Origin of the sequence: Streptomyces fuscichromogenes (assembly GCF_014645815.1) — a bacterium.
GTDB lineage: Bacteria > Actinomycetota > Actinomycetes > Streptomycetales > Streptomycetaceae > Streptomyces > Streptomyces fuscichromogenes.
Genome location: NZ_BMML01000009.1, coordinates 322986 through 341345, shown reverse-complemented (window position 1 = coordinate 341345; position 18360 = coordinate 322986). Strand labels below are relative to the sequence as shown.

Here is an 18360-nt window from a genome sequence, read left to right as displayed (position 1 = left end):
TCGAAGATACCCCGCGATCTACAGAAACGAAACCGTTTCGTACGTGTGCTCTCTCACGTGCTCGCGCGATCCATGTCCTCCCACGAGTTGCTGGCCCCCCGCCCCCGGAAAAGCATGGGGAGGTGAGCTATCTGCGCCTGCCCCACCTCAGCGGCGACATGCTGTGCTTCGTGGCCGAGGACGACCTCTGGCTGACCTCGCTCGGCTCCCCGGGCCGCGCCTGGCGGCTCACCGTCGACCGCACCAAGGTCGGCCACCCGCGCTTCTCGCCGGACGGCCGCCGGATCGCCTACACGAGCTGGCGCAGCCTGGTGCCCGAGATCCACCTGGCCGACGTCGACGGCGGCCCCGGCCGGCAGCTGACGTACTGGGGCAGCGCCGACACCCGGGTGTGCGGCTGGACTCCCGAGGGGGACATCCTGGCGGTCGCCTCGCACGGGCAGCCCTTCTCCTACTTCAGCTGGGCCTACAAGGTCTCCCCCGACGGCGACCCGGGCCGCAAGCTGCCCTGGGGGCCGGTCGCCGACATCCAGGTCGCCGACATCGCGGACGAACGGAAGACCCTGCTGCTCACCGGCACCCCACCGCACGAACCGGCCGGCTGGAAGCGCTACCGGGGCGGCGCCATGGGCCGGCTGTGGCTGCACGGGCAGCGGCTGCTGGAAGGCATCGGCGGCCATCTGTGCTCCCCCATGTTCGTCGGCGGCCGGATCGCCTTCCTCTCCGACCACGAGGGCGTCGGCAACCTCTACTCCTGCGCCTACGACGGCTCCGACCTGCGCCGGCACACCGACCACGACGCCTTCTACGCCCGGCACGCCGCCGCCGACGGCACCAGGGTCGTCTACCAGTGCGCGGGCGACCTGTGGCTCGTCGACGACCTCGGTCCCGGCGCGACCCCGCGCAGGCTCGACGTACGCCTGTCCGGCCCGCGGGCGGGGCGCCGCCCCTACCAGGTACCGGCCGCCCAGCACGTCGACGGCGTCTCGGTCGACGAGACGGGCCGGGCCGGCGCCGTCGTGGTGCGCGGCAGCCTGTACTGGCTCACCCACCGCGACGGCCCGGCCCGCGCCATCGCCGACACACCGGGGGTACGGGTCCGGCTCCCGGAGATGCTGGGCTCGACCGGGCAGATCGCGTACGTCACCGACGCCGGGGGCGAGGACGCGGTCGAGATCGCCCACCTGCCCCGGGCCAGCGGCGCCCGCCCGCCGCGCCGGCTGGCCTGCGGCAAGCTGGGCCGGGTACTCGAACTGGTCGCGGACCCACTGGGCGAACGGCTGGCCGTGGCGGCGCACGACGGGCGGCTGCTCCTCATCGACGCGACCGAGGAGATCGACGCCGTCGAGGGTTCCTCCGTTGATCCTGTTGATTCCCTCGACGGCATTGACAAGGTTGACGACATTGACAACATTGACGGCATTGACGAGGTTGACGAGGTTGACGAGGTCGACAGCGTTGACTCTGTTGACGGCCCGGGTTCCGGCGACGTGGTCACCGAGTTGATCCAGTCGATCAACGGGCCGGTCCGGGATCTGGCCTTCTCCCCGGACGGATCATGGTTGACCTGGTCGCATCCAGGCATCGGGCGTTCGCTGCGGCAGATCAAGATGGCCCGCATCAGCGACCGGCTCGTCATCGACGTCACCAACGGCCGCTTCGAGGACGAGAACCCGGTCTTCACCCGCGACGGCCGCTACCTCGCGTTCCTCTCCTGGCGCGGTTTCGACCCGGTGTACGACGTCCACACCGGCGACCTGTCGTTCCCGCTCGGCTGCCGCCCCTACCTGGTACCGCTCTCCTCGGCGACCCCCTCCCCCTTCGCCCTCAACCCGGACGGACGCCCGGCCGCGGGCGGCCTGGACCCCGTCGAGGACGAGGAGCCCGGCGAGGGCGGCGCGGTGACGGTCGAGGTGGAGGGACTGGAGAGCCGGGTGACCCCGTTCCCGGTCACCGCCTCCAAGTACTCGGCGATGTACCCGGTCGCGGGCGGCGGTCTGGTCTGGCTGCGCTGGCCGATCTCGGGCGCGCTGGGCGAGACCTTCGTCAACCCGGCCGACACCAGCGGACGGCCGACCCTGGAGTACTTCAACATCAGCAAGGCGAAGAAGGCCGAACTCGTGGACCACCTCGACTGGTTCACGGTCAGCGGCGACGGCAGCCGGCTGGTCGTGGTCGACGAGGGCGAGCTGCGGGCCGTTCCCTCGACCGAGTCCGGCGACGGCGACACGACCGTCTGGATCGACCTGCGCCGCATCCTGCACGAGGTCGACCCGCCCGCCGAGTGGCGGCAGTCGTACGGCGAGGCCGGCCGCCTCATCCGGGACTACTTCTGGGATCCCGGGATGTGCGGCATCGACTGGGACGGCGTCCTCGACCAGTACCGTCCGCTGGTCGAACGGGTCGCCTCCCCCGACGACTTCGCCGACCTGCTGCGCGAGGTGCTCGGCGAACTCGGCACCTCGCACGCCTACGTCACCCCGGCCCGCCGCAACGAGGGCCCACCGCACTACCAGCGCTTCCAGGGCCTGCTCGGCGCCAACTTCGTACGCCGGGACGGCGGCTGGGCGGTGGGGCGGATCCTGCCCGGCGACTCCTCCGACTCCAGGGCGCGTTCCCCGCTGGCGGGCACCGGTATCCGGGAGGGCGCCGTCCTCACCCACGTGGACGGCAGGCCGGTCGACCCGGTGACCGGGCCGTTCCCGCTGCTCGCGGGAGCCGGGGCCACCACGGTGGAGCTGACGTTCGCCCCGGGCGAGGGCGAGTCGGGGCCGCCGCGCCGGTTCGCCGTCCTCCCGCTGATCGACGAGCGGCCGCTGCGCTACCAGGACTGGGTGGCCAAACGCCGTGAGGTGGTACGGGAGATGAGCGGCGGCAAGTGCGGCTACCTGCACATCCCGGACATGGGCGGCTCGGGCTGGGCCCAGTTCAACCGCGACCTGCGCATGGAGGTCTCGCGGCCGGCGCTCATCGTGGACGTACGCGGCAACGCCGGCGGCCACATCAGCGAACTCGTCGTGGAGAAGCTCACCCGGACCATCCTCGGCTGGGACCTGACGCGGGACGCCCAGCCGGTGTCGTACGCCTCCAACGCCCCGCGCGGCCCGATCGTCGCGCTCGCCGACGAGGCCACCTCCTCCGACGGCGACATGATCACGGCCGCGATCAGGCTGCTGAGGCTCGGCCCGGTCGTCGGCCAGCGCACCTGGGGCGGCGTGGTCGGCATGACCGGCCGGCACCGCCTGGGCGACGGCACGGTGATCACGGTGCCGATGAACGCGGCCTGGTTCGAGGACCACGGCTGGTCCGTCGAGAACCACGGCGTCGCCCCCGACGTGGAGGTCCTGCGCACCCCCCTGGACTGGGCGGAGGGCCGCCACGTCGAGATGGACGACGCCATCCAACTCGCCCTGGACCTCCTGACCGACCACCCGGCGGCGATCCCCCCGGACCACAGCGAAGTCCCGAACCGCTCCCGCCCGAAACTGCCCCCGAGGTCGGCATGAGCGCCCCGTCAGGGGCGCGGGGAACTGCGCGACCAGCCCACACTCGCCCCGCACCCGTCCCCCGACCGCCACCACCCCGGAACCCGACGTGGGGCACCCTCCAAAAGGAGGGCGCCCCACGCCGTTTCGGCCGAGCCGAGTGCAACGACTACGCGTCGTAGTCCTGGTCGAACCGGTCCTGCATCTCCTGCTCGGCGTCGTCCAGGTGCTGGCGACCGCGCTCAGACGTCGGCCGGCCACGCTCCGGCGCCTGCTGGCCCCGCTGGTGACCCTGCTGGCCCTGACCCTGGCCCTGGTTCTGGCCCTGGCCCTGGCCCTGACCCTGGCGCTGCGCCTGCTGGCCCCGCTGCTGCGTCTGCTGCGCTTGCTGCTGGCCTTCGCGCATCTTCTGCTTGCCCTGCTCCTGCATCTTGCCGGCCTTGTCCTTCATACCCATGTGGGTTCACTCCTGTGGAGGGTGAGGGGATCGGCCCTCGGTGGGGCCTCGACCAGACTCACACGGGCCGACTACGCTCGCATTTCGATCAATGACCGTGCGTAGCGCGCGCCTCCTCGTCGGCCTCCCCACCTGCACCGACGAGTCCGGTACGGATGCCCTGCAACCGGGGGGCGAACCGCTTCATCTCCCGCTGCCCGACCGCTCCGACGATCGCCGGCAGATACCCGCGCACGCCCTGCATCCCGCGCAGCCACGACTGCCCGTACACATGCGCCGAGCGCCGCTCGATGCCGGCCACGATCCGGTCCACGGCCGGCCCCAGCGGGTACGTCTTGTTCGCCGGCCACGGCAGCCGCTGCCGCAACTCCCGCATCACCTCGTCCCGGTCGGCGCCGCGCACCATGTCGGTGTCCGTCCAGGACAGGTACGCGACCCCGACCCGCACCCCCTGGTGGCCGACCTCGGCGCGCAGGCTGTGCGCGTACGCCTCCACGCCCGCCTTGGACGCGCAGTACGCCGTCATCATCGGCGCCGGGGTGATCGCGGCCAGCGACGCGACCTGCAGCAGGTAGCCGCGGCTCTCCGTGAGGACCGGCAGGAACGCGCGCGCCGTCACCGCCGAGCCGATCAGGTTGACCTCGATCACCCGCCGCCAGGCGTCCGGGTCCGACTCGGCGAACGGACCGCCGTTGGCGACCCCGGCGTTGGCCACCACGATGTCGGCCTTCCCGAACCGCTCCTTGACCTCCCGCGCGACCCGGCTCATCGCCTCGTGGTCGGTGACGTCCGCGTACCAGTGCGCGCTGTCGGTGTGCAGCCGCCCGGAGACCTCCTTGAGAGCCTCCTCCTCCAGCCCGACCAGCGCGACCTTCGCACCGCGCGCGGAGAGCTTGCGGGCGAGCAACTCGCCGACCCCGCGCGCCGCCCCGGTGACGACGGCGACCTGTCCTTCGAGACCGACCCTGCTCATGAGCCCTCCTTGATCCGCTCGGGCCCGTCGGCTCCGGCTGCTTCAGGGGTACCGGTCACGTACGCGGCGACCAGTTCCCGGATCTTTCCGTTGACCAGCTCCGGCGCCTCGACCGGAGTCATGTGGCCCATGCCCGGCAGCTCGGTGAGGCCGAGGGGGTGCGGCAGCGCGGCGGCCAGGGCGCGGGCGTGCACCGGGGGCGTGAGCCGGTCGGCCGTACCGGCGACGATCTCGGTGGGTACGTCCAACTCCCGTACGCCCTGGTCGAGATCGAGCTGCGCGAGGACGCGCGCCCAGGCGTGCCGGACGGCTCGCGGGCAGGCGTGCACGATCCGTGCGCACGCCTCCACCATGTACGGGGCGGAACCCGGGCCCATGGTCGCGTACTTGAGGATGCGCCGCGCGACCGGCGTGACCGGCCCGAGCGGGGCGCGCGAGGCCAGGACCCGCGCCGTGAGCCAGGTGCGCGGGCCGCCGGCGCGCAACGGCAGTACGCGTGCCTCCGCGACCAGCCGCGAACTGCCGGTGCTGCACAGCAGAACGGCGGCGGCGTGCGCGCGGAAGCGGGGGCGCGCGGCGGCCGCCATGACGGTCATGCCGCCCATGGAGTGACCGACGATCACGGCACGCTCCCCGGGCTCAAGGGTGTGCGCGAGCACCGCTTCGAGATCGTCCGCGAGCGCACGGGTGGTGCACTCGGGGCTCGCGGGACTGCGTCCGTGCCCGCGCTGGTCGTAGGCGATGACCCGGTGGTCGGCGGCCAGGTCCCGGATCTGGGCCGCCCAGAAGGCGGTCGAGCAGGTCCAGCCGTGGGCGAGGACGACGGGGGGCGCGTCCGCGGGGCCGTGCACCTCGGCGTGCAGACGGGCGCCGTCGGCGGAGACGACGGTGAGTTCACGCGCGGGGGCGGGCGGGGCGTACCGCCCGCTGGTCACGTGGGTCAGCCGGCTCACGCGCCCACCTCCGCGTCCACGGCCTTCTCACCGCCGGAGCCGCCGGTGCCGCCGCCACCGGGCACGGGCGGGCGGATCACCTCGTACTCCGCGAGGTCCACCCGCCGGGTCGCCCGCCGGAACTCCGTGGTCGTACCGGGCCAGATGGTGGTGTTGCGGCCGTTCGCGTCGAGGTACCAGCTGGTGCAGCCGCCGGTGTTCCACACGGTGCGCTTCATGCGCTCCTGGACCCGGTGGTTCCAGGCGGCCACGGCACCCGGGCGGGCGTCCAGGGCCGCGCGCCCGCCGAGGACGCGGAGCTGGCGCAGGTAGTCGGCCAGGTAGTTCAGCTGTGACTCGATCATGAGGATCATGGAGGAGTTCCCGAGCCCGGTGTTGGGCCCGATGATCGTCATCCAGTTGGGGAACCCGGCGGCCGAGGCACCGCGCAGCGCCTCCATGCCGCCCTTCCAGGATTCCGCGAGGGTCCGCCCGTCGGCCCCGACGACGCGCTCGGCGATGGGCATGTCGGTGACGTGGAAGCCGGTGCCGAAGATGATCGCGTCGACCTCGGCGGACGTGCCGTCGGCGGCCACCACCGTCGACCCGCGGACCTCGCTCAGACCGCTCGCCACCACGTCCACGTTGGGCTGTGCGAGCGCCGGGTAGTAGGCGCTGGAGAGCAGGATCCGCTTGCAGCCGATGCGGTAGTCCGGGGTGAGCCTGGCGCGCAGCGCCGGGTCCTTGATCGCGCGAGCCATGTTCCGCTTGGCGAGGCTCTCCACCAGGCCGAGTTCGTCGGGCCGCTTGGTGAACGCCTGGACCTGGAGCTCCCGGATGCCCCACAGGAGCCCGCGCCGCGCCTGGGTGGTGAAGGGCAGCGCGCGGTGCAGCCGGCGCTCGGCGGCGCTGATGCCCCGGTCCACCCGGGGCATCACCCACGGCGGGGTGCGCTGGAAGAGGGTGAGACGGGCGACCTCGGGCTGCACGGCGGGCACGATCTGGATCGCGGAGGCGCCGGTGCCGACCATGGCGACCCGCTTGCCGCGCAGGTCGTAGTCGTGGTCCCAGCGGGCCGAGTGGAAGACCTTGCCGGGGAAGGAGTCCAGCCCCGGGACATCGGGGATCTTCGGGTCGGACAGCGGCCCGGTGGCGGAGACCACGACGTCGGCGGAGAAGGAGCCGGCGGCGGTCTCGATGTCCCAGCGCAGCGCCTCCGCGTCCCAGGTCATCCGCTTGACCTCGGCGTCGAAGCGGAGGTGGGGCCGGAGCCCGAACACGTCGGCGACGTGCTCCAGATAGGCGCGGATGTGCTCCTGGCCGGAGAAGGTGCGCGGCCAGTCGGGGTTCGGCGCGAAGGAGAAGGAGTACAGGTGGGAGGGCACGTCGCAGGCGCACCCCGGATAGCTGTTGTCCCGCCAGGTACCACCGACACCGCCGGCCCGCTCCAGGACGACGAAGTCGGTGATCCCCTCCCTGCGCAACCGCACGGCCGCGCCGAGCCCGCCGAACCCGGACCCGATCACCGCCACCCGTACCTGCTCGTGCTGGGCCATCCCGGAGCCTCCACACACATCGAACCCGATTGCGCCAGTGAACACTGGCACGGTTGGACTGTAGAGCAGCTCCGTACCGATGGGTAGGGGTCGGACGGGCGAAAGTTACCGGCGGTACAACATAGGCTGCGCACGTGACGGACGACGGCGGACGAGCGACCTCCACGGCCCACACCCGGCCCCTCGCACCGGGCACCGGCCCGCGCGAGTACCGCATGGAGGAGCTGGCCGGGCTGGCCGGCATCACCGTGCGCACCCTGCGCTTCTACCGCGAACGCAAGCTGATCCCGCCGCCCCGCCGCGAGGGCCGTATCGCCTGGTACGACGACCACCACCTGGCCCGGCTGCGCACGATCTCGGCGCTCCTGGAACGCGGCCACACCCTGAACGGCATCGCGGAGCTCGCGGAAGCCCTCGACCAGGGCCGCAACGTCGCCGACCTGATCGGCGTCGACACCCCCACCGAGGAGGAGCCGGTCCGCCTGACCCCCGAGGAGCTCGCCGCCCGCTTCGAGGGCGAGGTGACCCCGGAGAACCTCGCCGCCGCCATGGACCTCGGCTACCTCGGCACCGACGGCGACGACATCGTCCACATCAGCCGCCGCCTGCTGGACGCCTCCTCGGCCCTGGTCCGCGAGGGCTTCCCGCTCGCGGAGGTCCTGGCGGCCGGCCGCAGCGTCCACGAACACGCCGACGCCCTCGCCGACCTCTTCGCCGAACTCGTCCTGCGCCACGGCCCCGAGGAGGACCTGGAACGCCTGCGCCCGCTGGCCCGCAGCGTGGTGGAGGCAGAGATCTCCCTGGCCCTGGACCGCCGGCTGCGCAAGCGGCCGTGACGGTCAGAGGTCGTACACGACGGTGACCGGCGCGTGGTCCGACCAGCGCTCCGCGTGCGTGGCCGCGCGCTCCACGAAACCCTTCACCGCCCTGGCCGCGAGCCCGGCCGTGGCCAGCTGGTGGTCGATGCGCCACCCTGAATCGTTGTCGAAGGCCCGCCCCCGGTACGACCACCAGGAGTACGGCCCCTCGACGTCCGGGTGCAGCGCCCGCACGACGTCGACATAGCCGCCGTCGGCCGGGTCCAGGACCTTGCCGAGCCACTCCCGCTCCTCCGGGAGGAAGCCGGAGTTCCTGGTGTTGCCGCGCCAGTTCTTCAGGTCGGCCTGCCGGTGGGCGATGTTCCAGTCGCCGCAGACGACGACCTCGCGCCCGTCGGCGGCGGCCCGCTCGCGCAGCTCCTTCAGATGGACCAGGAACTCGGCCATGAACCGGTACTTCTCGTCCTGCCGCTCGGTGCCCACCTCCCCGGAGGGGAGATAGAGGGAGGCGACGGTCACACCGGGCAGGTCGGCCTCGACGTAGCGCCCGCTCGCGTCGAACTCGGCCGAGCCGAAGCCGATGCGCACACGGTCCGGCTCACGCCGGGTGTACAGGGAGACGCCCGCGCGCCCCTTGGCGGCCGCGGGCGCGTGCACCACGTGCCACCCGCCGGGCGCACGCACCTCTTCCGGGAGCTGCTGCGGCTCCGCGCGCACTTCCTGGAGGCAGAGCACGTCCGCGGAGGTCTCCGCGAGCCACTCCACAAAGCCCTTCTTCGCGGCGGCCCGCAGTCCGTTCACATTCACCGTGGTCACAGTCAGCACGCGGGAACGATACCGGCGCACTGGACGGAGTCCGGATGTCCACCGCATTCCCTACATGAATATACGATGCATCACATGAATATACGTCCTGTTGCCTTCGACCACTCCGATGCCGTCAAGCTGAACGACGAGGTCCAGGCCGAGTACCAGCTGCGCTACGGCGACGGCGGCGACGCCACCGTCCTCGACACGGCCGACTTCGAGCCGCCGAACGGCGTCTACCTGATCGCGTACGACGAGTCCGACCGCCCGGTGGCCACCGGCGGCTGGCGCAGCCAGGACGAGAACGGCGAGGGCAACGAGGACGGCGACGCCGAACTCAAGCGCATGTTCGTCATCGAGGGGATGCGCGGCCGGGGCCTGGCCCGCCGCATGCTCACGGCCCTGGAGGACGACGCCCGCACGGCCGGCCGCCTCCGCATGGTCCTGGAGACCGGCACCAAGCAGCCCGAGGCGATCGCCCTGTACACCTCCAGCGGCTACGAGCCGTGCATCAAGTTCGGCTACTACCGGCACTACGAGTCGAGCCGCTGCTTCGCCAAGACCCTGCGACCGGACACGCCGGCGGACCTGTGAGCCGGCAGGGCCCGGCGGGCGGCATCTGGTGGACCGGCGCGACATTCAGCCCTGCCCAGGGCCTCTCGACGGCTGTTCAGAGCCCCCCAGGACATTGGTGTTCGGATTGCGATCCGCCAGATACGCGCCATTGCTCTGCTGCAGGCTCAGATCAATGAAAGCCAATTCGAAAACCGCGTACGCGACACTGCCCTCCCTGCCCTCGCCGGAGTCATGGTCGTAGTGGAGGTCGTATCCGCGACGCTCCGCCTCCGCCAGTCTCCTCCTGAGGATGACCGGAAGGTTTGTGGTGGTGTTCGTCCCGAGGTTACCGAATCGTTCTGACCCGACATTCCGCATGAGGCCGGACACGGTAACCTCCAAGTCCGCCTGCGGCCTTGCGCCCAGCCTGCCGCCACCGCTGCTCCAGGCCTCCTGCAGTGCGCCCGTGACGCGACCGTAGGTCACATCGTATTCATGCTGCTTTTTCGGGTGCAAGAATGCATATCGATCCGACTTCGGCAAGGGCTGGGCTTCTTCGCTCGGCCTGATCTTGGCCTCAGGGTCTTCGGGCACGACCACCCGGTGCTTGGCCAGCAGTTCGGCGACGCGCCCCAGGCGCCCTTCGAACTCGCGACCGATCAGGTCTCCGGCATCCCTTTCCAGATGCCCCAAATCCACAAACGCGCTGGTGATGGCTTTCCCGTCTTCGTTCTCACGATAAAAGCTCTGGCCTTCCTTTCCGCCTCCCCTCTTGTTTTCCTTCTCGCTCTCCTCGAACAGCCTGCCGCTCACAGCATTGAGCTCTCTTTTCACGGCGGCGATCCGCGCCAGGCGAGCGGGCACTTCTTTCGCGATCTCGACCTTGAGCGCAGCCGCGGCCGCGGCAACGTTCTCCCGTGTTTCAGCGACCACGGCATCGAGAGTATTCAGTGCGGCCTCCGCCCGGGACAGCATCGCCGCCGGGACTCCGGCTTCTCTTATTTTCCTGCGGATGTTGTCACAGGCGTCTTTCCCTTCTCTGACGTTCTCAATGCTCAGCTCGCCTCCCAGAAGCGCCGCCGTGGCCTTTTGCACCTCCTCGATCAGTTCACTCCCCTTCGGCTTCTCCTTCGGTTTCCCCTTCGCTTTCCGGTCGTCCGCCTGCTTTGGCGGCCAGCTTGCAAACGACATGGTGATCAGGCCTTTCATCGGTTCGTCGGGTCCGCTTGACGGATCCGCGGTCGGTCATGCCTCGGGCACGCCCCACGCGCTGAGGGCCTGGGTGAAGGCTTCGATCGCTTCGGCCGCCTCATCGAGGGTGAACCCCATGGAAGCGATCACTTCCTCCTGTTCGGAGGTCAGCTCCAGGGGCGGCGCCGGGGGAACCTGGCTCCACCCGTCCTCACCGGCGTCCGGCGTACGGCCAGGCGAGTGGAGATACCTGTAGCCGCCTGCCCCGTCGGGCAGGGCGTACCAGTCCCGCGCCCAGGACTCACCCTGGAGGCCGTGCCAGCCGGGTATCAGATGGACCGGGATGACCCGCTGCTGTGCCTGCTCGGCGGTCAGCCACACGTCGCCGCACCCACTCGGCTGGTCCCCGGGGGACCGGGCGTCGGCGTACTGATAGACCCCGTCGAGGTCGAGCCGGTAGAACATCCGCCAGTTGTCGTCCCAGACCGCCTCCGAGCGGTCCGCGGCGTTGCCGGTGCCGTCGTCACCGCGAGCGGTGTACTCGTCGGCCCAGGCCTGGTCCTCCCAGGTGCCCGAGGCTTCGTCGTACCACTCGTAGACCCCGTCCCTGCGGTCGTAGCGGCAGTCGAGTCCGTAGCTGTCGTCCCTGGCCGGCTCAAGGTAGCGGCGCTCGTCGTAGGCCGCCCAGTCGGGGCCGGCCTCCCGCGACGCGTACAGGTACTCGCCCGTGGCCTCGTCCGCTCGGTAGAACTCGGTGCCCGGGGTCCCGTCGAAGTTCGGGTTGGCCCACCCGGTCTCCCGCTCGCCGTCCTCCGGCTGCCCCGCCGCGTCCCGTACCTCCCGGCCCTCCCGCTCCACGACCACGGGCAGGAACCAGTCGATGAACATGCCGGGGTCCGCGTCCGGCGCGGTGAGCTCGGTGAACTGGTCTTCGTGACCGGAGTCGCCGGTGAACCAGTCGCGCATGCGGTCCCGATAGACGTCGGCCTGGTCGGCACGGTCGGGCCACGCCCACTCGCCGCCGAAGACCACGGCCGCCAGCTTCTCCACGAGGGCGTCGGCCCCGGCGTGGGCGGATCGCGCGGGGCTGCCGTCGGCGAGCCATCGCATGAGTGTCTCGATGTTCTCGCGCTCCACGGCCACGCGACAGCCCCTTCCACCGCCCGGTTACGTGGCGCCAGGTTAGAAACATCGCGACGGCGCGGTCCTGCCGGAAATGGCGCGCGATCGCGCAGAACCTGCCGCGCCATGTCGCATGCCATGACCTGGCTGTATCGGGCCGGTGGCCCGTCGGCATCCCCCGGCGCGGGGGACGCCGAGTCTTCCGGGCGCGCGAGGGCGGCACCGGGACCCGGAACTCGGGACGCCGTAGCCCGCCACCGGTTCTGGAACAACATCCAGGGCGAGCCGTCAGGCGTCCACGGCCCGAACGTCGTTGACCACTCGCCCAGGCGCACGGCGTCGACGCTCTCGTCAGGCCCACCACCCGGCTGCCCCGGGACGAACGGCGCACCCGGCCACCCGACGACGAACTTTCCGCCGTCTGCGGCAAATCCGACATCACCCTGCCCGCGAACGCCGCCGGCGACCTCAAGACCGCCAGGGACCGCCGCCATCCACCACGCCGAACAGCCCCGAACAGACCCCGGAAACGACAAAGATCCCGACCGATCAGAAGATCGGCGGGATCTCGTCGACTGTTCCCGAGTGAACTCAAGAACGGTCGTGCAGTGGACCTGAGGGGATTTGAACCCCTGGCCCCCTCGATGCGAACGAGGTGCGCTACCGGACTGCGCCACAGGCCCTTGCAACGAGTGAAACTCTAGCATCCCCGTCGGGGTGCTTGGAAATCCGTTCCCTGACTGGTCAGCGTCCTCGTCCTCTGGTCATTCGTTGGCCGCGAGCGGACGGTCGCCGTCCTCGTACTGGTCGAAGAGGGGGGTGCGGCCGCGCTCGCGTGCCCGGCGGGCGGAGGCCGCGCGGCGGGCGTCGGTCCGGCCGTCCGCCGCCTTCTCGTCGGCGTCCGCGTCGGCATCGGCGTCGGCGTCGGACACCGGCTCCTCCGCCTCGGCCTCCGGCGCCGCCGGCCTGGTCTCCTGCTCCGGCGTGACGGTGCTGGAGCGCGCCGAGCTCCACGCGTCCGGCGCCCCGAGGTCCACGTCGGAGGTGGCACGCGGCGCGACCGGCGCGGTCACGTACGTCGGCAGGGGCACCGGGACCGGGTCCCAGCTGTCCCCGTGCCCGGGGCGCCGCTGCCGCTCGCGCTGCTGGTCGACCCACTCGGCGTGGTCGGTCTGCTCGACGAGGGCGCGCCGGTCGGCGGCGAGCGCGGACAGGCCGGTGTCGGTCCCGGTCTCTGGTCCTTCCTCCGGTTCGTCCGCGCCGGCCCCGGGGTCGAGGACCGGGCGGCGGCGCGGCTGGCGCTCCCGCAACCGCTGTGCGGCGACCTCGGCCTGACGCCGGTCCATCTGATAGGCGAAGCGCCGCCGTTCCTGTGCGCGCAGGTAGGCGATGTAGGCGCTGAGCATGAGGGCGGGCACGCCGGGTGCCCACAGGAACGCGAGTCCCCCGACCGCGGCGACGATCGCGCCCAGGGTGAACGCGACGAAGAGCAGGACGGTGGTGCGCCGACGGCGGGCGAGCGCCTTCGAGCGCCGGGCGCGTTCCGCGGCCGCCTGCGCGGAGGGCGCGCGCCGTGCGGCCGGAACCTGCTTGCGCGCGGGCGCGGAAGCCGACTTGGAAGCGGGCGCGGAAGCCGACTTGGGGGCCGACGCGGAAGCCGACTTGGGGGCCGACGTAGAGGTGGATACCGGGGCCGGGGCCGATACCGAGGCGGACGCCGGTGCCGGGGCGGGCGTGGCGCCCGTCTGACGGGGCGGCGCGGACGGGGACTTGGCCGCCGGCGCGACGGCGTGGTCGCGCGCCGGTTCCTGGCGCCCGGTCGCCTCCGGCTCCACGTCCGCCCGGACCTGACGGCGGGTCGGAGCCATGGCGAAGGCCCGGACGTCCACCGAGTCGGTGACGGCGTCCGGATCTCCGGCGTCCTGCTCCCCCTCCGAGGCGGAGCGCGCCCGCAGGTCCTTGGCGTACCGGCGCTCCATCCCCGCCCGTCCGGACAGCAGCCGGATGGCGGTGCTGAAGCGTTCCGTCGGACGAGCCTCGTTCAGCTCGTCCTGCCTACGGAGCCACATCGGCACCAAGTAGGCGGCCCAGGCCCCGACGATGACTGCGTAGATGAGGCCGCTGCTGCTCACGCCTCACACGGTAGAGGGGTTTGCATGGGGCCATCTGCCAATTGCGCCGGTGTGTCGCACGATCCGGCTGATATTTCGAGCTTTTTTTGTGACCGATGCGATCAGCAGGCCGCCGGAGCCGCGAATTCAATGCCCTGAGACGGTCAACAATCGATCAGCTTCGAACATGCATTCAATTTTTCGGCCAGCCGGGATTCCCTGGGGACGCGCTCTGGGAGCGTGCCCGCTGCCAGCGGGCGAGCAACCCCTCGGGCACCTCCTCCGCGGTGAGGGCGAAGACGAGGTGGTCGCGCCAGGCGCCGTCGATGTGGAGATAACGCGGCCGCAGCCCCTCCTCACGGAATCCGAGTTTCTCCACGACCCGGCGGCTGGGCCGGTTCTCCGGGCGAATGCAGACCTCGATGCGGTGCAGACCGACGGTGCGGAAACAGTGGTCCACCACGAGCGCGACGGCCGTCGGCATCACCCCGCGGCCGGCCACTCCCTGGTCCACCCAGTAGCCGACGTGCCCCGAGCACATCGACCCCCAGGTGATCCCGGCGACCGTCAACTGGCCGACCAGGCGCCCCTGGTACTCGATGACGAACGGCAGCATGCGGCCCGCGTTCGCCTCCGAGCGCAGATGCCGGACCATCTGCCGGTAGGTCGGCCGGTGCGTGATCGGCCCGCTGGGCGTGGGCGGCGGGATGGTCGCCTCCCATGGCCGCAGCCAGTCGCGGTTGCGCCGGTTGACCTCGCGCCAGTCCCGCTGGTCGCGCACCTTTATGGGCCGCAGGACGACATCGCCGTCCACCAGCACGACGGGCCAGGACGGGCTGTTCAGCTCGCACCCCCACTGCCGGGTCCCGGGTGGTCGCCGCCGCGGATCTGGTCGACGGCGTGTGCCAGCAGCGGTTCCAGGACGGCGAGGCCGTCCCGCACCCCGCCGGTGGAACCCGGAAGGTTGACGATCAATGTCCGGCCCGCCACTCCGGCCAGGCCCCGGGAGAGCGCGGCGGTGGGCACCTTGTCCCGTCCGAACGCCCGGATCGCCTCGGCGATGCCCGGTACCTCGTGGTCGAGCACCGCGCGGGTCGCCTCGGGCGTGCGGTCGGTGGGCGAGACGCCGGTGCCGCCGGTGGTGACGACGACGTCGTACCCGGCCTCGACCCCCGCCCGCAGCGCGGCCGCCACCGGTTCCCCGTCGGGCACGACCCGCGGCCCGTCCACGCTGAACCCGAAGCCCGCCAGGCCCGCCGCGACCAGCGGGCCGCCCCTGTCCTCGTAGACACCGGCGGCGGCGCGGTTGGAGGCGGTCACGACCAGCGCACGGTACGGCGCGCGCGGCGCGGCACCGGCGGATGCCCCGGCCGGCGTACCACCGGCGGACGGCCCGGCGTTCATGCCCGGCTCCAGTCGCCCGACTTCCCGCCCGTCTTCTCCTCCACGCGTACGTCCGTGATGACCGCTCCCTTGTCGACCGCCTTGACCATGTCGATCACGGTGAGCGCCGCGACGGAGACCGCGGTGAGGGCCTCCATCTCGACTCCCGTGCGGTCCGTCGTCCGCACCGTGGCCAGGATCTCCACCGCGTCGTCCGCGACCGACAGATCCAGTTTCACACCGGACAGGGCCAGAGGGTGACACAGCGGGATCAGCTCCGGGGTGCGTTTGGCACCCATGATCCCGGCGATGCGGGCGGTGGCGAGGGCGTCGCCCTTGGGAACGCCCTCGCCGCGCAGCAACTCGACCACGCGGGGCGAGACGAGGACCCGTCCGCTGGCGCGGGCGGTGCGCGCGGTGACGTCCTTGCCGGACACGTCGACCATCCGGGCGGCGCCCGCGTCGTCGAGGTGCGTCAGCCGGTCTGGCAGTGCGGGTCCGGGGGTGTCCCCCCGGAAGGGCTCAGTCATGCTGTGTGGCGCTCCCGGTCCTGGCCCGTCGCGGTACGGCGCTCGGGCCTGCTGTGCGCGACACGGTACCGCCAAGACGGCACACGGCAGCGGGCAGGACCGCCCGGCGGACGGGTACGGGTACGCGGGTCAGCCGAGCAGGACGACCTCGACGGCCGTACCGGGCTCGACGGACTCCGTGTCCTCGGGTACGACGATCAGCGCGTCGGCATGGGCCAGGGCCGCGACCAGGTGCGAACCGGCGCCGCCCACCGCGGTCACCGCGCCGTCGGCGTACGCCCCGCGCAGGAACTGCCTGCGCCCCTTGGGCGAACTCAGCGCCTTGCCGGCCGTGAGGGTCGCCGTGGTGCGCGGCCGGTGCACGTCCGCGAGCCCCATCAGGGTGCGGATGGCCGGGCGGACGAACAGCTCGAAGGAGACGTACGACGACACGGGGTTGCCCGGAAGGGCCAGCAGGGGCGTGTGGTCGGGGCCGATGGAGCCGAAGCCCTGGGGTTTGCCGGGCTGCATGGCGAGCTTGCGGAAGTCGATGCCGGCGCCCGGCTCGTCCTCGTCTCCGACGTGCGCCAGCGCCTCCTTGACGACGTCGTACGCCCCCACACTCACCCCGCCGGTGGTGACCATCAGGTCGGCGCGGACGAGCTGGTCCTCGATGGTGGCGCGGAGCGTCTCGGCGTCGTCGACGACGGCGCCCACCCGGTAGGCGATGGCGCCCGCGTCCCGGGCGGCGGCGGTGAGGGCGAAGCTGTTGGAGTCGTAGATCTGGCCGTTGCCGAGTGCCTCGTCGGGCTGGACGAGTTCGCTGCCGGTGGACACGACGACCACGCGCGGGCGTGGGCGTACCCGTACCGTGCCGCGGCCGATCGCGGCGAGCAGCGCGATCTGCGGCGGGCCGAGGACGGTGCCGGCCTCCAGGGCGAGGTCGCCGGCCTTCACGTCGCTGCCCCTGGCGCGCACGTGCGCGCGTGCCTCGGCCGGCCTGTGCACGCGCACGTGCCCCTCGGCGCCCTCGGGCGCGAGGCTGCGCGCCCGCATCCCGCCGACCGGTCCCTCGCCGAGTCCGCCGTCGGTCCACTCCACGGGGACGACGGCCTCGGCGCCGGGCGGCAGCGGGGCGCCGGTCATGATCCGGGCCGCCTGGCCGGGGCCGACCGGGGTCAGCTCGGCCGCGCCCGCCGCGACGTCCCCGACGACCTCCAGGACGGCCGGGAACTCCTCGCTCGCGCCCGCCACATCCGCGACCCGTACCGCGTACCCGTCCATGGAGCTGTTGTCGAAGGGCGGCAGCGAGAGCGGCGCCGTGACGTCGTCGACCAGCACGCAGCCCTGGGCGTCGAGGAGTTGCAGCTCGATGGGTTCCAGGGGGCGGACGGTGGTGAGGATGTCCTCCAGGTGCTCGTCCACCGACCACAGGTGGTCCGGGCCGGCGGGGCGGGTCGCGGCGCTGCTCAACTCTGCTGCATCTCCTCGGCTACGTAACTGCGAAGCCAGGTCCGGAAGTCCGGGCCCAGGTCTTCACGTTCGCACGCGAGCCTGACAATGGCACGCAGATAGTCGCCGCGGTCGCCGGTGTCATAGCGGCGGCCCTTGAAGACGACGCCGTGCACGGGGCCGCCGACCTTCCCCGCGGCGTCCGCCGCTGACGAATACGTCTGGGCGAGCTGCTGGAGGGCGTCGGTGAGCTGGATCTCGCCGCCGCGGCCCGGCTCGGTGCGCCGCAGTATGTCGAAGACGTGCGGGTCGAGGACGTAGCGGCCGATGATGGCGTAGTTCGACGGGGCGTCCGCCGGGTCCGGCTTCTCCACGAGTCCGGTCACCCTGACCACGTCGCCGTCGACGGTGGTCTCCACTTCGGCGCAGCCGTAGAGATGGATCTGCTCCGGGTCGACCTCCATGAGCGCGATCACGCTGCCGCCGTGCTGCTCCTGGACCTCGATCATGCGCTGGAGCAGCGGGTCGCGCGGGTCGATCAGGTCGTCGCCGAGCAGGACGGCGAAGGGCTCGTGGCCGACGTGCGGGGCCGCGCACAGCACGGCGTGGCCGAGGCCCCGGGGGTCGCCCTGGCGCACGTAGTGCATCGTGGCCAGGTCGCTGGACTCCTGTACCTTGGCGAGCCGGCCGGCGTCGCCCTTCTTCTGGAGCGCCGATTCCAGCTCGTAGTTGCGGTCGAAGTGATCTTCCAGGGGACGCTTGTTGCGTCCGGTGATCATGAGGACGTCGTCGAGCCCCGCCGACACGGCCTCCTCGACCACGTACTGGATCGCCGGCTTGTCGACGACGGGCAGCATCTCCTTGGGAGTGGCCTTGGTGGCCGGCAGGAACCGGGTGCCGAGGCCTGCCGCGGGAATGACAGCCTTGCTGATCCTGGGGTGCGACTGAGTCATGTCCGCAACCTTATCCGGTGCCTTTGTGGAGAATCTGAGGCTCAGGTTAATTGGCA

Annotated in this window: 16 protein-coding genes and 1 tRNA gene; 3 read left to right on the top strand and 14 right to left on the bottom strand. The window is 71.7% G+C overall.

Annotated features, from left to right (window positions below; all coding sequences use genetic code 11):
- Positions 1 to 122 precede the first annotated feature (122 nt).
- On the top strand, positions 123 to 3506 hold the full coding sequence (locus IEZ11_RS22020; protein ID WP_189264530.1) for a S41 family peptidase: 3384 nt from the start codon (positions 123 to 125) through the stop codon (positions 3504 to 3506).
- Between the two features lie 148 nt (positions 3507 to 3654).
- On the opposite strand, the gene IEZ11_RS22015 is transcribed toward IEZ11_RS22020, so the two are convergent.
- From IEZ11_RS22015 to IEZ11_RS22000, 4 genes are all read right to left on the bottom strand, one after another.
- Positions 3655 to 3942, bottom strand: coding sequence for a hypothetical protein (locus IEZ11_RS22015; protein ID WP_189264529.1), 288 nt, complete (start codon positions 3940 to 3942; stop codon positions 3655 to 3657).
- Positions 3943 to 4030: 88 nt separating this feature from the next.
- On the bottom strand, positions 4031 to 4915 hold the full coding sequence (locus IEZ11_RS22010) for an SDR family oxidoreductase (RefSeq protein WP_189264528.1): 885 nt from the start codon (positions 4913 to 4915) through the stop codon (positions 4031 to 4033).
- Positions 4912 to 5868, bottom strand: a complete 957-nt coding sequence (locus IEZ11_RS22005; RefSeq protein ID WP_189264527.1) for an alpha/beta fold hydrolase — start codon at positions 5866 to 5868, stop codon at positions 4912 to 4914. The genes IEZ11_RS22010 and IEZ11_RS22005 overlap by 4 nt, the downstream gene beginning before the upstream one ends.
- Positions 5865 to 7403 carry a flavin-containing monooxygenase gene (locus IEZ11_RS22000; protein WP_229713279.1) on the bottom strand — a complete coding sequence of 513 codons (1539 nt, stop codon included), beginning with the start codon at positions 7401 to 7403 and terminating at the stop codon, positions 5865 to 5867. The genes IEZ11_RS22005 and IEZ11_RS22000 overlap by 4 nt, the downstream gene beginning before the upstream one ends.
- 215 nt (positions 7404 to 7618) lie before the next feature.
- Between IEZ11_RS22000 and IEZ11_RS21995 the strand changes: the two genes are divergently transcribed.
- Complete coding sequence (locus tag IEZ11_RS21995; protein ID WP_189264606.1) at positions 7619 to 8239, top strand: MerR family transcriptional regulator; 621 nt, start codon at positions 7619 to 7621, stop codon at positions 8237 to 8239.
- A gap of 3 nt (positions 8240 to 8242) precedes the next feature.
- Here IEZ11_RS21995 and IEZ11_RS21990 read toward each other — a convergent pair whose 3' ends face one another.
- Positions 8243 to 9046 carry an exodeoxyribonuclease III gene (locus tag IEZ11_RS21990; RefSeq protein WP_189264526.1) on the bottom strand — a complete coding sequence of 268 codons (804 nt, stop codon included), beginning with the start codon at positions 9044 to 9046 and terminating at the stop codon, positions 8243 to 8245.
- A gap of 75 nt (positions 9047 to 9121) precedes the next feature.
- Between IEZ11_RS21990 and IEZ11_RS21985 the strand changes: the two genes are divergently transcribed.
- Positions 9122 to 9622 (top strand): GNAT family N-acetyltransferase, encoded by a 501-nt coding sequence (locus IEZ11_RS21985; RefSeq protein ID WP_189264525.1) that lies wholly within the window; start codon positions 9122 to 9124, stop codon positions 9620 to 9622.
- 45 nt (positions 9623 to 9667) lie between these two features.
- Here the strand turns inward: IEZ11_RS21985 and IEZ11_RS21980 are convergent, their stop codons facing one another.
- The 9 genes from IEZ11_RS21980 to galU form a co-directional block, all read right to left on the bottom strand.
- The gene (locus IEZ11_RS21980) at positions 9668 to 10792 is read right to left on the bottom strand and encodes a hypothetical protein (RefSeq protein ID WP_189264524.1); all 1125 of its coding nucleotides are present in this window, start codon (positions 10790 to 10792) and stop codon (positions 9668 to 9670) included.
- Between the two features lie 36 nt (positions 10793 to 10828).
- A complete protein-coding gene (locus IEZ11_RS21975) occupies positions 10829 to 11917 on the bottom strand; it encodes a hypothetical protein (RefSeq protein WP_189264523.1) in 1089 nt (362 codons plus the stop codon).
- A gap of 588 nt (positions 11918 to 12505) precedes the next feature.
- Positions 12506 to 12579, bottom strand: a tRNA-Ala gene (locus IEZ11_RS21970).
- Between the two features lie 81 nt (positions 12580 to 12660).
- Positions 12661 to 14028: a divisome protein SepX/GlpR gene (sepX, locus tag IEZ11_RS21965; protein ID WP_189264522.1), complete on the bottom strand. Its 1368-nt coding sequence runs from the start codon at positions 14026 to 14028 to the stop codon at positions 12661 to 12663.
- 172 nt (positions 14029 to 14200) lie between these two features.
- Positions 14201 to 14827: a GNAT family N-acetyltransferase gene (locus tag IEZ11_RS21960; RefSeq protein ID WP_189264521.1), complete on the bottom strand. Its 627-nt coding sequence runs from the start codon at positions 14825 to 14827 to the stop codon at positions 14201 to 14203.
- A gap of 20 nt (positions 14828 to 14847) precedes the next feature.
- A complete protein-coding gene (locus IEZ11_RS21955) occupies positions 14848 to 15411 on the bottom strand; it encodes a MogA/MoaB family molybdenum cofactor biosynthesis protein (RefSeq protein WP_189264520.1) in 564 nt (187 codons plus the stop codon).
- Complete coding sequence (moaC, locus tag IEZ11_RS21950) at positions 15408 to 15920, bottom strand: cyclic pyranopterin monophosphate synthase MoaC (RefSeq protein WP_189264519.1); 513 nt, start codon at positions 15918 to 15920, stop codon at positions 15408 to 15410. Before moaC ends, IEZ11_RS21955 begins: the two co-directional genes overlap by 4 nt.
- Before the next feature lie 129 nt (positions 15921 to 16049).
- The gene (gene glp, locus IEZ11_RS21945; protein ID WP_189264518.1) at positions 16050 to 17372 is read right to left on the bottom strand and encodes a molybdotransferase-like divisome protein Glp; all 1323 of its coding nucleotides are present in this window, start codon (positions 17370 to 17372) and stop codon (positions 16050 to 16052) included.
- Positions 17369 to 18304, bottom strand: coding sequence for a UTP--glucose-1-phosphate uridylyltransferase GalU (galU, locus tag IEZ11_RS21940; protein WP_189264517.1), 936 nt, complete (start codon positions 18302 to 18304; stop codon positions 17369 to 17371). The genes glp and galU overlap by 4 nt, the downstream gene beginning before the upstream one ends.
- Between the last annotated feature and the right edge of the window lie 56 nt (positions 18305 to 18360).